This is a genomic window from Nostoc sp. JL34 (assembly GCF_017114945.1).
Lineage (GTDB): Bacteria > Cyanobacteriota > Cyanobacteriia > Cyanobacteriales > Nostocaceae > Nostoc.
In genome coordinates, this window is the sequence record NZ_JABXKQ010000015.1 from 57,501 (window position 1) to 74,550 (window position 17,050).

Sequence of the window (17,050 nt, forward strand, 5' to 3'; positions counted from 1 at the left end):
TTTAAGCAATCGCTCTTGAGGAAACTTGAGAGCGATCACTTGACTACAAGGCGTAGAGAAATTTATGAAAAAACGAACCGCATACCCCTTCGGGGAAGCAAGCTACGTGCAGCGTCTCGCAGAAAAGGGCGCAAAAGAATAAAAGTTTTAAAGAGTTCTTGCGTAAGTTCTAAAAGTGTTTGAAATGATGGCTTTTGCAAGAAACGTCTATTACTCACTCCCAATTTTCAAAGCATTCTCATATCTGAAATCTATCTCAGAATTAAACATGGTAACTACTAATACAATTCGCTTTTCCCAGTTCAACGCTTCTTTGAATCGGAACGCTGAAGGTCAGTTAGTCAGTGATTTATCTACCCCTGACAATGCTCAAGCAAAGGCGGTTGCTGAGATTATCCAGCGTAATAACCCGGATGTGTTGCTAATTAACGAGTTTGACTACTCCCCGGAGGCAGTTCAACTATTCCGACAAAATTATTTAGCCGTTAGCCAGAATGGTACAACTCCTGTTGATTACCCCTACTTCTACATCGCTCCTTCAAATACAGGTATTGCTTCTGGGTTTGACTTAAACAACGACGGTACAGCGGTTACGACCCCAGGTGCAGCCGGATATGGCGATGATGCTTTCGGATTCGGGAATTTTCCTGGTCAATACGGGATATTGCTACTGTCTAAATATCCCATCGACACTGCCAACGTCCGCACCTTCCAAAACTTCCTTTGGAAGGATATGCCCAACGCCTTGCTTCCCGATGATCCGACAACACCACAGCCAAATGATTGGTATTCTGAGAAGGAATTAGCAGTTCTCCGCCTCTCTTCTAAAAGTCACTGGGATGTACCCATCCAGGTAAACGGCGAGACAATTCACATTCTCGCCAGCCACCCCACACCCCCAACCTTTGATGGTGTGGAAGACCGCAACGGTAAGCGCAATCACGACGAGATCCGCTTTTGGGCAGACTATATTACCCCTGGTAAAGGTGATTACATCTATGATGATGAAGATAAAACAGGTGGTATTGCTGCTGGGTCAAGCTTTGTAATTGTGGGCGATCAAAATGCTGACCCATTAGATGGTGACAGTTATGACAACGCTATCCGGCAATTATTCCAAAATCCTAATATTAATACTAATGTCATCCCTACTAGTCTGGGTGGCCCCCAACAAGCAGACTTACAAGCTGGTGCAAACGCTAGTCAAAATGGTAATCCTAGCTTTGATACCGCAGACTTTGCAGATACGACTCCCGGAAACCTGCGGACTGACTATGTGCTACCCTCATCTGACCTGACAATTGCCAATTCAGGAGTATTTTGGCCTCTAAATACCGATTCCACGTTTTCTTTGGTAGGTACTTTTCCCTTCCCCAGTTCTGACCATCGTTTGGTGTTTGCAGATGTACAAGCTAGGCCAACTGAAGCAGGTAAAACCATTCCCAGTGTTGGATTTGTGGGGCAAACTACCTTCGTTACTGGCTTTATTCCTCCTGGCGCGGCGGGAACGGTAAATGGGGTACAAACTCCAGTGGGTGGACTTTCTGGTGTCACCTACGATGCTGTTAACAATCGCTATTACGCTATCTCAGACGATCGCTCCCAAGTTGCCCCTGCCCGTTTTTATACCTTTACTGCCGATTCTGGAGTGACTTTTACTAATGTTACTCCCCTAAAAGATACCAACGGCAATTTTTTTGCAACCAACAGCCTCGACACAGAAGGCATTGCTTTAACTAACAATGGCACAGTCTTCATCTCTTCAGAAGGCGAAGTTAATCCTACTGCTGGTCGCGTTACCAATCCCTTTATTAAAGAGTTTTCGCTGACCACAGGGCAAGAAGTGGCATCGCTACCTGTTCCCAGCAAATTCCTACCAGTAGTTGAAGATACCAACAGCAACGGTATTGTCGATGCGGGTGATATGCAGATATCAGGTGTTTACAATAACTTAGCCTTTGAAAGCCTCACCATCACACCTGACCAGAAAACCCTATTCACCGCCACTGAAAACGCACTGTCTCAAGATGGATTAAAGGCTTCACTCACAAGTGGCAGCCCTTCCCGGATTCTGCAATATAATCTGGTTACTGGACAACCAGAAAAAGAATACCTCTACATTACCGATGCGATTCCCGAAGCGCCCAACCCTAGCACAGGTTCAGCTGACAATGGTTTGGCAGACTTATTAGCGATCGATAATCGTGGTACTTTCCTAGCGTTGGAACGTTCCTTTGCTCAAGGTGTAGGCAACACCATCAAAATCTACGAAGTTTCTTTGCAAGGTGCAACTGACATTAGTTTCTACGATTCTCTAAATAATTTGAGTGCTGAACAACTAGCAGCAATCAAACCCGCTCAAAAGCGCTTACTGTTGAATTTAACTGACCTGAATCTGCCAACTGATGCAAACCACCCGATTACAGGAGTGGATAACATTGAAGGTATTGCCTTCGGCTCCAAACTAGCAGATGGTCGTCAGTCGATTGTGCTGGTGAGTGACAACAACTTTGGTAGCACTCAATATACCCAAATCCTCACCTTGGGTGCAGACTTAGTTCCTACTGCTGCACCCACACTAGAAACTCGTCCTGCTTTATTTGACGATGAAGATCCAGCACTACCTGCTGTAGATCAAAATGCTGATGCTGATGACCCTGCCATCTATGTCAATGCCACAAATGCAGCTGATAGTCTAGTCCTAACCTCAGTCAAAAATGCTGGATTGCGGGTTTATAACCTGTCTGGTAATTTATTGCAAACAGTTAATCCCGGTGGCATTCGCTACAACAACATTGACCTGCAATACGGTTTTAAATTAGGCAATCAATCTATTGATATTGCTGTCGCTAGCGATCGCCAAAATGATAAACTAGCAATCTTCAAAATTAACCCCAACCCCAACACCCCCGGAGAATACCTGGAAGATATCACCGATAGCAATATTGCTACTATCTTCCAAGCATCACCTTTTGAACCTCCCTATTCCGCATCAACTCGCAGTTCTTACGGACTTACCTTATACCGTAGCTCCGTAACTAATGATTACTATGTCTTTACCAGTCGCCGCCAAACTGGAGATATAGCTCAATTCAAATTAATCGACAAAGGTAATGGCCAAATTGGCGCGGAACTGGTGCGGGAGTTCACCATCCCTTCGCCCACTACAGCAGGGCGTTCTCCCCAAACAGAGGGTATGGTGGTTGACCAAGAAACAGGCTTTCTCTACATAGCCCAAGAAGATGTGGGCATCTGGAAATTCCAGGCAGAACCGGACGGTGGTACAATAGGCAAGCTGATCGATCGCGTTCGTTTTGAGGGTGGTTCTCACCTCACTGATGATGCCGAAGGGTTAACCATTTACTACGGCAAAAACGGCACAGGCTACTTGCTAGCATCCAGCCAAGGCGATAGTACCTTTGTTGCCTACACACGTGAAGGTAACAACGAATATGTGGGTAACTTTGCCATTGGTAACAATGGGCCAATTGACAGTGTACAAGAGTCAGATGGTGCTGATGTGATTAACGTGCCACTGGGGCCTAACTTCCCATTTGGTTTATTTGTCACCCAAGACGGCTCCAATGAACCCGCCAAGACCATCGATAGCGAAAACGTCAGTTCTAACTTTAAGCTGGTGCCTTGGGAGAATATAGCCAATTCTTTCCCCAATTCTTTAAATATCGACACCACTAGTTACGATCCTCGCAATCCTGTCGCCCAACCCAAACTGACTATCTATGAATTTGAAAACCTACCCAAACTAGGCACAACCTCTGAAAATCAAGATATTTTCTTGGGTGGTTTTTCTGGGTTGTATTTCCAAGGGTTTGCAGCAAATGGCAACCTGAAATTTGTCACCAACACAGATCGGGGCCCCAATGGAGAACCTGATGGTGTCAAAAGACCATTTTTATTACCCGATTTCCAGCCAGAAATAGTCAGTTTTGAACTCAACCGCACCACAGGTGAAATCAGCATTACCAACAGAACAGAACTATTCCGCCAAGATGGAACGACCCCATTAACGGGATTGCCCAATTTGCAAGCTGTAGGAAACGGTTTAGCCTACACAGATGAAATTGCTGTTGACTTAGACAACAAGGTTTTAGCTAACGATCCTTTGGGCGCTGACTTAGAAGGAATTGTAGTTGCGGAAAATGGTGATTACTGGATGGTAGATGAGTATCGTCCCTCTATTTACCACTTTGATGTTGATGGTAAGTTAATCGAGCGCTTTATCCCTCAAGGAACTGCCACAGCACCCAACCCAGATCAACCAACGGGAACTTTTGGCACTGAGGTATTGCCAGCAGTTTATGCCCAACGCCGCAATAACCGAGGATTTGAAGCTGTTGCGTTAGAAGGTAATAAATTATATGCCTTTATTCAGAGTCCAATTGATAATCCAGATGTCGCCAATGATGCGACTTCCAAAGCTTCTCTCAATCTCCGAATTCTAGAGTTTGATATTGTCAGCAAGCAGGTAACAGGAGAGTATTTATATCGCCTAGAAGGTCTACCAGCAACCGATAAGATTGGCGATGCAGTTTCTTTGGGTAACGGCAAATTTGCAGTAGTTGAACGAGATGACAATGCTACATCTGCTGGCAATAAACTAATTTACCAAATTGATTTAGCTGACGCGACCAACATCAACAACCCTGCTAAATTTACCTTGCCAGTTGGTAAAACTATTGAACAATTGACCTCTGCGGAGTTAGCTACTGCCAATATTACCCCTGTCAGCAAGAGTTTAATTGCTAATGCTGCTCAGTTGGGTTATACCGGGGTGGAAAAATTAGAAGGTCTAGCATTGGTAGCACCCAATACTCTAGCCTTGATTAATGACAACGACTTCAACATTACAGGTAATACGGCTGCGGAGAAACTTGGCATTCTCGAACTACCCAATAATCTGACAACTGTGCAGCCTACTTTCCCGAACAGTTTTGGTTCTAGCAACAGCGATACTGTCAATCTTGAGCCAGGACAATTCTTTAGTGCAGGTGACGGAGCAGACTTTGTAGAGGGTACTCAAGATAACAAAATCCTGGCTGGAAACGGAGATGACACAGTGCTTGCAGGAAATAACTCTTCAGTTTCCGGGGAAGATGGTAGCGATCGCATATTTATTGGTCAAAATGGCCCAGTTCAAAATACCAGTGTCGATGGTGGCAGTGGTGATGATGCTATTACCGTGGTGGAAGCCAGTGGTAGCAATAATTTGTTTGGAGCAGCAGGTGATGATACTCTCACAGTAATTGAAGGTTCTCGTCAATCATTATTCGGTGGTTCAGGTAACGACACCCTTAGCAGTAGCGGTAGCAATAACCGTCTCAACGGTGGTTCTGGCGATGACAAACTCTTCTCTAATGTTAATGATTCCCTGTTTGGTGGCGATGGTGATGATGTGCTATTTGCTGGTCAACAGGGTGGCGATCGCCTTAGTGGTGGTACTGGTGCTGACCAATTTTGGATTGCTAACGCCAGTCTGCCAACTAGCAAGAACATTGTGACTGATTTTACAGTTGGCATTGATAAAATCGGGTTTGGCGGTGTTGGTATCACTCAATTTAGTGCTTTAACACTGTTGCAACAGGGTAGTGACACTATCGTGAAAACCGGAAATACAGAGTTAGCTTCATTGCTGGGAATTACAGCAACTAGCCTTACAGCAAATGATTTCGTTTTTTCTGCCAGTATTGTCGCTTAATTTGTTCGCCTTGTTACAGCTTCATTACACAACTAAAGTTAATGAAGCTGTACTTCATTATTATTGCAAAAGCAATTAAAGATAAGGGTTATAAAAAAATGATTATCTGAAGAAACTGACAATAAATGCATCATGTCAGTGTAGAAAAATAATCTTTCACATCATCAAAAATATGCAAGAAGTTGTTAACTACACATTTGGTACAAGATTACAATACAAGATTTCTTAACCACCCCACAATTTTTTCACAACTTTGGCTATGTATGTTAATTAATATGCGATTTTCATCGTTAATTTTGATACAAAAATGCTCTAGTGATATCAAGTCCGGTTAATTACTTATGATTACCGCATTCGTGCAAAAATCAGGAAAACCTCTTTCTCCCTGCTCCCTGCCCCCTGCACCCCTGCGGTCTAAATGATAAGTCTTTACCCGAACATGATATGAGATATCAATTGTAGTGGTGGTTGACATTTTATAGTTCAGACTCAACAAGCTTACAAGTCAATTACATCTTTGAAGCCTAAAACTATTAGTTTTTACTCACCATATTACTTTTTTGATTCCACTGGAGCGAAGACCATCTCAACAATTAAACACAGGGAGATTCTCTTTCATGGCTAAGAACGTCATCATTATGATTGGGGATGGTATGGGCTGGGAAATGGCTCGTGCTGCATCCATCTATAAAGAGATTCAAAATGGTAAGACAGGCGCTAATCTGAGTGATTTTTATACACAAGGTAAGGGTCAAGGACTCAACTTTCAAACACTCCAAGGCTACGGTTTGGCAACCACCTATGGGACAACGATCGCTGGTATTAATGGAGTTTTTAGTACTGCTAATTCCGCTCTTGACGGGACTAATCCGATCACAGGAGAAAGCCCAGTTCGCCCTGGTTTCACCTTCGATCCAACTTTTAACCAAGGTAATACCCCAACAGGTGGTGCAAAAGTCAGTGATGCTGCTGTTGGAAACCTAGTAGGTTATGACCCTACCAAAGGTGGTGTTAACCCCTGGACTCCCGGTAACGATCCTGAATACATTAAGTACAGCTATCCTGACTCTGCAAACACCGCAACAACTCTGTACACTGGTGTCAAAACCTACAACAACGCTGTTGGCGTTGATATTTTCGAGAATCCTTTAGAAACAATTCTCAAAACTGCGAACGAAGTTGGTAAATCTACTGGTTTAGTAACTTCAGTTCCCATTGATCATGCAACACCTGCCGCTGCTGCTGCCAACGTTAATCGTCGCAGCAAGTATGATGCTGACTATCCGGCATTAGACAACATCCTGCAACAGCAACTCCGTGTCTATCAACCAACAGTATTACTTGGTGGTGGACACCCACTCTCTGCACCTGGAGACTTATTACCAGCAGGGGTTGAGCCAAATACGAGCAATGAATACATTAGTCAATCTACCTACACAGAACTTAGCACTAAACCAACAAACAACCTCTACGATTACACCTTTTTGGAGAGGGGTGAGAATGCTGCCCAGAAACTAGCTGAAACTGCGGCGACAATCGATCCAGAAAAAGGCGATCGCCTCTTCGGTCTGTACGGTGCGCGTGGTCAAAATGGTAATTTGCCTGTAAGTTCTGCTAACGGCGACTACAGCACTACTGGTTTAGATATGTTCAGCGTTTTCACTAACCAAGGTGATAACGCCAAAGTAGACACCACACGTCCCCTGCTTCCCGGAGAGACGGATGCATCTTTCATTGCCAAAGAGGTTAACGAAAACCCAACTCTCAATGACTTGACAAATGCTGCATTAGATGTATTAGGTAAAGACCCGGATGGTTTCTGGTTAATGGTTGAGGGTGGCGATATTGATTGGTCTGCCCATGATAACAACATAGACAACTTGATTGGCACCACATTGGATTTCGATAAGGCAGTTGGATCTACGATTGACTGGATTGAAAAAAATGGTGGTTGGGAAGAAAACCAACTGATCGTTACGGCTGACCACGATCACTACCTGACTCTCGACGGTAATTTTCCGACTTTAGTAAAAAATCAAGGTGCTGAAGCATTAACCAATTTGGATACTCCAGCAGAAGTTGGACATTACTGGGGGTCTGATCCCAATGTCAAGTATGGTTGGGGAACTCACACCAACCGTCCCGTACCTGTTTACTACCAAGGTGCTGGTTCTGAAGTGTTAAATAGCTTGGTAGGTAAAGGTTATAACGCCTACGGTTCTGATATTCCAGGAATTGCGGGTTTAAACGATCAAACCCACATCTACCAAACGATGTTTGCTTCAATAGTGCCAAAAGTTGAGTTAGTAGGTTTTGCCTCTTTACCTGCTGATACCTTTAGTGATGGGCCAGCTTCTGGTGCAGACGTTTCAGCAAATGGCAGAACTGGGCCTTTTCCAGGACAGCCAATTCAAGGCTTTAGCGGTGTCCAATTTGCTAACAGTAACTCTTTGTACTTCCTGTCAGATAACGGTTATGGTAGCAAAGATAATAGTGAAGACTTTCTATTGCGGATCAATCGTCTAGACCCGAATTTTAAGGGAACAGAAAATGGCGATGGCACTGTTAAAGTTTTAGATTACATTCAACTGTCTGACCCTAACAACAAAGTTCCTTTTGAAATTGTGAATGAGGGAACTACTGGAAGATTACTGACTGGTGCAGACTTTGATGTAGAGTCATTCGTCTTTGATAAAGATGGGACAATCTGGATTGGAGACGAGTTTGGCCCCTACTTGCTGCATTTTGATGCCACTGGTAAGTTATTAGAGGCTCCCATTGCTACACCCGACCAATTCAAAACGTTAGATGGAGAAGCACCTAAAGTTATTGGTCACAGAGGTGCAAGTGGCTATCGTCCAGAGCATACCTTAGAGTCTTATAAGCAAGCAATTGCACGAGGCGCTGACTTTATTGAGCCTGACTTGGTTGTGACAAAAGATGGTGTGCTAATTGCCCGCCATGAGCCAGCTTTAGCAGTTTTGAACGCTGATGGTACTGTCAATTTCAACAATACAACCACAGATGTTTACAAACATCCAGAGTTTGCCGATCGCAAGAAAACGGTAAGTTTAGATGGAAACACAATTACAGGTTGGTTTGCAGAAGACTTCACTTTAGCTGAAATCAAGACTTTACGCGCAGAAGAACGTCTACCTTTCCGAGATCATTCCTTTGACGATCAATTTGAAATTCCTACCTTCACGGAAGTGATCGACTTGGTTAAGCAAGTAGAAGCTGAAACAGGTAAAAAAATTGGCATCTACCCTGAAACTAAGCATCCAACCTATTTTGCCGATGAAGCCACTTATGTAGGCACTACGGACAAAATTAATAGAAATATCAGCCAGTTACTAATTGATACGCTCAAGACAAATAACTTCACTGACCCCAGTCGCATTTTCATCCAGTCCTTTGAAGTGGGCAACCTCAAAGAACTGCACGATCATATTATGCCTGCGGCAGGGGTTGATATTCCACTTGTCCAACTTTTAGATGCAAGTGACATTGATATCAACGGCAAAATCATCGAAAGTCAGCCTTATGATTTGAAGGTAAATGGTGACACTCGCACCTATGGCGACTTGCGAACTCCAGAAGGCTTGGCTGAAGTTGCCACTTATGCTGATGGCATTGGCCCTTGGAAGCGGATGATTGTTAGTGTCAAAGGTACTGATGCTAATGGTGATGGCAAAGCCGATGATGTGAATGGGGATGGAGCAGTTAATGATGCTGACAAGACTACATTACCTCCTTCAACCTTAATTCAAGATGCTCACAACGCTGGTTTACAGGTTCACCCTTATACCTTCCGGGCGGAAGATCAGTATTTGGCAGCAGATTACAAAGGCCAGCTAGCACTAGAAATTCAGCAGTTCTATCAATTAGGTGTAGACGCGCTATTTAGTGATTTCCCAGATATCGCGGATGAAGTACGGGATCGACTCAGAGACGATCCTCAGTATAATGTAGTGCGATCGCCACAAAACCCAGATGTACTTTCAGGTGATGCCTTTGCTAACTTGGGTGGTTCCAAAGGTTTTGAAGGTGGAGCAATTAATCCCAGCAAAACCAAGCTTTATTTCCTATTAGAAGGTACTGTTCAAGGCGATACTCCCGGTGCTTTGCGGATTAACGAATTTGATTTAGCTAGCCACAAGTACACTGATAAAAAGCTGTACTACAGATTGGATAATGCTGCAAATGCGATCGGGGATTTAGCAGTCATTAATGATAATGAATACCTAGTCATTGAACGGGATAACAATCAAGGGGCTGCGGCTAAATTTAAGAGGATCTACAAAATAGATTTGTCTAAAACAGATTCTAATGGCTACGTCGCTAAAGAAGAAGTTGCAGACTTGTTAAATATCCAAGACCCCAACGACCTGAATGGGGATGGTAAGACAACCTTCAACTTCCCATTCCAAACCATTGAAAATGTTTTAGTTGTTGACAAAAATACCATTTTGGTAGCTAATGACAACAATTATCCCTTCTCTACAGGTCGTCCTGGGAACGATCCTCAAAATCCAGTCATAGACAACAATGAGATTCTCCAACTGAAGTTAGAGAAGCCCCTTAATCTTGCTCCTGGCTTAGGTCAACCTCAAGCTGAAGAAATTGATTTTGGCTCCACTACCAGCGATGATATTACCGTTCAGCCAAATCAAACCTTATTCACAGGTGACGGAGCAGATTTTGTAGAGGGTACTAAAGGTAACACAATCCAGACTGGAAACGGTGAAGACACGGTACTAGTCGGCAGTGACTCTTCAGTGTCCACAGGAGAGGGTAACGATCGGATATTTATTGGTCAAAACGGCCCGGTTCAAAATATTACTGCTGATGGTGGCAATGGTAATGATGTTATTACCGTAGTGGAAGCCAGTGGAAGTAATAATTTACTTGGGGCGGCAGGTGATGATACTCTCTCTGTAGTTGAAGGTTCTCGTCAATCATTATTCGGCGGCTCAGGTAACGATACCCTTAGCAGTAGCGGTAGCAATAACCGTCTCAACGGTGGTTCTGGCGATGATAAACTCTTCTCTAATGTTAATGATTCCCTGTTTGGTGGCGATGGCGATGATGTGCTATTTGCTGGTCAACAGGGCGGTAATCGCCTCAGTGGTGGTACTGGTGCCGATCAATTCTGGATTGCTAACGCCAGTTTGCCAACTAGCAAGAACATTGTGACTGATTTTGCGATCGCCATTGATAAAATCGGGCTTGGCGGTGTTGGGATCGCACAATTTAGTGCTTTAACACTGTTGCAACAGGGTAGTGACACTATCGTGAAAACCGGAAATACAGAGTTGGTTTCATTGCTGGGAATTGCAGCAACTAGCCTTACAGCAAATGATTTCGTTTTTTCTGCTAGTGTCGTTTAACCAAAAGATGATTACAGCTTAGATTCAACATTCATTCATTAGTTAAGCTGTAGCGATTTTGCTAATGCGGGGGAATGATATTCCCTCGCTTTTTATATCTATTAGTAATTTTATCTTTAAAAATTCTTCTCCTTTTTGTCCTAAATCTTAACTTGTTTATAACTTTCCTTAAACATTGAACAACTATCTTTTGAGACAGTAACCAAAGTTAAGTTCATTTAATTATCTGCACTATTTTGTGTGGACACTAAGCATTTTGTCGCCAAATACTACTTATGTTTCTGTAGCCAATAATTTTTGCTGAGGTTGAGTGTAATTAATCGCTCAGTCCATAGACACACAATTGCTGTGATTAATTGTACTCACAATACTTAAGGAGTAGTCGACATGGCTGATACAAATGGCAACGGTAGAAATGTCATTATTTTTGTTGCAGATGGATTGCGTAACGGTTCTGTAAACCCCACTGATACCCCGACTTTATATAGCATCCGTCAGCAAGGAGTTAATTTCGCCAATAGTCATTCGCTATTTCCGACATTTACCACCCCGAATGCATCTGCGATCGCCACGGGGCATTATCTTAGTGATACAGGTGACTTTAGCAACACTATCTACACTGGTTTTCCGAGTCCTAATGCCAATGGTAGTGTCACACCATTCATCGAAAATGATGCGGTTTTGGGGGATATCGATGAAAAATTCCCCGGTAACAACTTTTTAGATGAAGAGTCACTTCTAGCTTATGCGCGATCGCAGGGTTTTAACACAGCAGCAGTTGGTAAATTAGGGCCTGTTGCCATCCAAGATGTTACCCAAGTTAATCGAGAAGGTGGTACTACAGGTACTATTCCTACTCCCGATACAATAATTATTGATGACAGTACGAATGGTGCAACACCGCCGACTACAACTGCTGGTTCACCTTCTGCTGTTCCACTCGATCCTGATATTGTTGCTCGCTTACAAGCCGCTGGTTTAGATGTAAAACCGACACCGCGAGTCCAGCCAGCTGGTAACAATACAACTCCAGGCACATTGGATGCCAATGTGGCTCAACAAAAATACTTTGCAGATGCCACTACCAAAGTAATTTTACCCAAGTTTCAGGAAGATGCTAAACCATTTGCATTAGTTTACTGGTCAAGAGATCCTGATGGTAGTCAACACAATCAAGGTGATAGCTTAAACACTTTGACACCAGGTATTAATGGCCCTACTTCCAAAGCTGGGGTTAAAAATGCTGATGATAATTTAAAGCAGCTTCTTGACTATCTTAAAAGCACTGGCTTAGACAAGACTACTGATGTCTTTGTTACTTCCGACCACGGTTTTTCTACCATCAGCAAACAAGCTATTGATAGCCAAGGCACAAAAACTACAAGTTATGCTGCCACCCAAACTTACACTGGCGTAAATCCGGGATTTCTACCAGCAGGCTTTGTGGCGATTGATTTGGCTCACGATCTCGGTCTACCCCTATACGATCCTAACCCTACAACTCTCCCCCCAGACCTCAACCACATCCAATATACGACTGTTGATGCCACACAAGGTCAACGTCCTATTTCTGGGAATGGTGTAATTGGTGGTACAGGTGAGGTAATTAATGGCCAACTCGATCCAGGTACAAAGATAGTTGTAGCTGCTAATGGTGGATCTGACTTGATTTATCTGCCCAATGGCAATGCTAACTTTGCTAAACAGGTAGTGAATTTGCTTTCACAAAAAGACTACATCAGTGGTATTTTTGTAGACGATGCCTATGGAACCATTCCAGGTGCTTTACCACTGAGTGTGATCGGGCTAAAAGGTGATGCTAAGACACCAGTTCCATCTATAGTTATCAACTTCAAAAGCTTTAGCACCGACCCAAGCAACCCAAACAACCCACAAGCTCAAGTAGAAATTGCTGATACAACTTTGCAGCAAGGGCAGGGGATGCATGGCAGCTTTGGTCGAGGTGATACCTTCAATAATATGGAGGCTATTGGCCCTGACTTTAAACAAGGCTATGTGGACTATGCGCCCGTTAGTAATGCTGATGTAACGCCTACACTTGCTCGGATTCTGGGGTTAGACATTCCCAGTAATGGCGATTTGAAAGGTCGTGCTATTACGGAAGCACTGGTGGGAGGCCCAGATGTGGTTCCCTCCACAAAAGAAGTCTTGACTTCGGAAGAAACTACTAATGGTCAAGCAACAATTCTGGATTCTCAAAGTGTAGGCAATACTCAGTACTTTACAGCCGCAGGGTTTGATGGTCGCACTGTTGGACTAACAACACTAGACCTTCAATTTGGTTCTACCAGTAGCGATGATGTCAGCCTTAAGCCAAATCAAACCTTATTAACAGGTGACAGAGCAGACTTTGTAGAAGGTAATAAAGGTAACAAAATTCTGACTGGGAAGGGTGATGACACGGTGGTGGTCGGCAATAACTCCTCAGTGTTCACAGGGGATGGTAACGATCAGGTCTTGATTGGCGCAAATAGTCCTGCTAGCAACACTAGCGCCGATGGTGGCAATGGTGATGACCAAATTACCGTAGTCGAAGCCAGTGGTAATAATAATTTGTTTGGAGGCGCGGGTGCTGATACTCTCACAGTAGTTGAAGGTTCTCGTCAATTATCTTTCGGTGGCTCAGGCAATGACACCCTCAAGAGCGAAGGTAGCAATAACCGTCTGTATGGTGGTTCTGGAGATGATAAACTCTTCTCCGGTGTCAATGATTCGCTGTTTGGTGGGGATGGTGATGATGTGCTGTTTGCTGGTCAACAGGGTAGTAATAACCTGAGTGGTGGTGCTGGTGCTGACCAGTTCTGGATTGTTAACGCCAGTCTGCCATCTAGTAAGAACATCGTGACTGATTTTGCGATCGGTATTGATAAAATTGGGCTGGGCGGGATTGGCGTCACTCAGTTTAGTGCCCTAACCCTATTGCAACAGGGTGCTGACACTATCGTAAAAACCGGAAATACAGAGTTGGCTTCATTACTGCAAATTACCGCAACTAGCCTGACGGCAAATGACTTCGTTTTCTCTGCTAGTGTTGTGGCTTAGTTTGTTGGCCTAGTGCAGCACGGCAGAAATAACTATCAGTTGAAACAGCGGTTTTCAATTACGTAGACTACAGCAAATAGTTGGTTATTGTGGGGTGGGCATTGTAATGCTCACCCTATTCTCGTTTCGCTGGAGTCCAACCTACCTCGAAGAGTTTACATTACTTATCAGTTGCTAAAATCGCAGTATTCCTTGTTCCTCAAGGTATTAATTCTTCTTGTTATCTCAAAATAAGTCTGCGTACAGTTAATATTCCCATTGCAAACATCTCTAAAGTTTTAATTTTCAATGAAGATGTATTGAAATTAACTACGATTTTGGGGAAATAGGTCAGAATGAGAGAACTAAATCTTAGAGTCAGTGCCATTTCATACAAAAATTGTAGGATTGCGGCATAATTTGTTGTTAAATTAGTTTTTTAATATCATTTCAAAGAAAATAGTATGACCATAAAAGCTAAGTAAAACTACTAATAATAAAACATAGAAAAGTGCTTTTTTTCTTTTAATTTTATCTGTTTCTCTAAATACGAAAAATAACAACATCATCTTAAATACAATAAAATTCTCGTTACGCATTTATCTCGGAACAATATCGGACTCGATTTACATGGTTCACTAGGTTATCCAAAAATCTATATCATTAACATACAAAAATATCTTTTTTGTGAAGTTTGGAACAACCTTTAATCTTTTTCCGTCAGTCCGTCAGTAATCATTCTGGTTTTGTATATTCTAGTTTTAGTAGCAACATCAACTGCATCGCTAACCCATAAATCTGTTTAGTTAAAAATGCAGTACTACTTAAAAACCAGACGTTTTGTAAAAAATATATTTTTGCTTCAAGTTAAATATGAAACTAATAACTAATTCATTGGCTGAAAATCAAAATGACTTGCTGGCAGATGAGGGTCAAATCTCATTATCACAAAATAACTTAGAACGAGATAATTTAATATTACCTATTTTACAAAAATCCGAAAAACACCTGCTGTTACAGTGGAATCATACTCAAACTGATTATCCTCAGCAAGCATGTATTCATCAGTTGTTTGAAGCACAAGTAGAGAAAACACCTGATGCTGTAGCATTAATCTTTAATAATCAGCAGCTCACCTATAGAGATTTGAATATTCGTGCTAATCAACTAGCACAATATCTGCAAACACTAGGGGTAGGAACAGAAACTCTTGTAGGCATCTGCATAGAGCGCTCCTTAGAAATGGTTGTAGCACTTTTAGCTATCCTCAAAGCAGGTGGAGCTTATGTACCATTAGATCCAGGGTATCCACAAGAGCGTTTAGCTTTCATGCTATCAGATACTCACGTACTAGTACTATTGACTAAAAAAGAACTAGTTGCCAAATTACCTACTCATACAGCATTTGTAATTTGCCTAGATACACATTGGAATGGAATAGCCAAAAATAAAACAGAGAACCTAAGCACTAGAGTAACTGCTGATAACTTGGCTTATGTCATGTATACATCAGGTTCTACAGGTACACCTAAGGGTGTTAGTGTTATCCATCAAGGTGTAGTTAGGTTAGTCAAAGAAACTAATTATGCTCATCTCACGGCTGAAGAAATAATTCTGCAACTTGCTCCTATTTCTTTCGATGCTTCAACTTTTGAAATTTGGGGTTGCTTGATTAACGGCGGGAAATTAGTAATTTGTCCTCCTCATACACCATCTTTAGAAGAATTGGGGCAAATTATTCAGCAATACCAAATTACTACTCTTTGGCTGACAGCCGGCTTATTCCATCTCATCGTGGATGAAAAAATTGATGCTTTAAAATCCTTGCGTCAACTTTTAGCGGGTGGTGATGTTTTATCTGTTCCCCATGTGCAGAAGTTTCTGCAAACTGTAGAGAACTGTCAGCTAATTAATGGTTATGGACCAACTGAGAATACAACTTTTACCTGCTGTCATCTGATAACAGCGCCACTACAAGCAAATGTTTCGATTCCTATTGGTCGCCCAATTGCTAATACCCAAGTTTATATATTAGATAACAACCTCCAATCAGTATCAATTGGAGAAGCTGGTGAATTGTACATTGGTGGTGATGGATTAGCTAGAGGCTATTTAAACCGTGCCGATTTGACTGCCGAAAAATTTATTTATCACTCCTTTGATAGTAATTTAGCAACGCGCCTTTACAAGACTGGAGATTTAGCTCGTTATCTTCCAGATGGCAATATCGAGTTTTTAGGTAGGATTGACAACCAAGTAAAAATTCGTGGTTTCCGAATTGAACTAGGAGAAATTGAGCGGGAGATTGCACAACATCCTGATGTTCGGGAAATTGTCGTTTTAGCTCGTCAGGATGAAGCAGGTGAAAAGCAGTTAACGGCTTATATTATTCCTCAGTATAACAGTAAATATACGCACAATAAATTGCGGGGTTTCTTACAGCAGCGACTACCTAATTATATGGTGCCATCGGCGTTTGTGATGTTAGAATCACTGCCTTTGACTGCAAATGGCAAAGTAGATAGACATAAATTGCCAGCACCAGGTAGAGAACGTCCGCAACTCGAACAAGCTTATATTTCTCCCCAAACCGATTTAGAGCGTCTGCTTGCAGGTATTTTATCTGAACTGCTCAAAATCGATCGCGTTGGGATTGATGATAATTTCTTTGATTTGGGAGCAACGTCAATCTCAATTCTACAAGTTGCTGCGCGAGTGCAACAGGAACTTGGTATTGAGCTATCTGCTGTGAAACTATTTCAATATTCAACAATTGGCTCTTTAGCAAACTATTTGCATTCAAACCAGAATAGTCAACCGTCTTCTGACAAGCTGCAAAATCGCGCCCAACGTCAACAAGCAGCTCGGAATCGTCGCCGTAATCATCAACAAGGTGTTTAAG

Annotated in this window: 4 protein-coding genes; all 4 read left to right on the top strand. The window is 42.6% G+C overall.

The genetic code is table 11. From position 1 onward, the window contains the following. The first annotated feature begins 268 nt into the window (after positions 1-268). The 4 genes from HWQ44_RS02090 (at position 269) to HWQ44_RS02105 (ending at position 17,049) form a co-directional block, all read left to right on the top strand. Positions 269-5,716 carry a phytase gene (locus HWQ44_RS02090; RefSeq protein WP_292714077.1) on the top strand — a complete coding sequence of 1,816 codons (5,448 nt, stop codon included), beginning with the start codon at positions 269-271 and terminating at the stop codon, positions 5,714-5,716. Positions 5,717-6,333: 617 nt separating this feature from the next. Continuing rightward, complete coding sequence (locus tag HWQ44_RS02095) at positions 6,334-11,106, top strand: esterase-like activity of phytase family protein (protein WP_292714079.1); 4,773 nt, start codon at positions 6,334-6,336, stop codon at positions 11,104-11,106. Positions 11,107-11,493: 387 nt separating this feature from the next. Beyond that, positions 11,494-14,169 (top strand): alkaline phosphatase family protein, encoded by a 2,676-nt coding sequence (locus HWQ44_RS02100; protein WP_292714081.1) that lies wholly within the window; start codon positions 11,494-11,496, stop codon positions 14,167-14,169. A gap of 852 nt (positions 14,170-15,021) precedes the next feature. Next, positions 15,022-17,049: a non-ribosomal peptide synthetase gene (locus HWQ44_RS02105; protein ID WP_292714083.1), complete on the top strand. Its 2,028-nt coding sequence runs from the start codon at positions 15,022-15,024 to the stop codon at positions 17,047-17,049. Position 17,050: the final 1 nt, after the last annotated feature.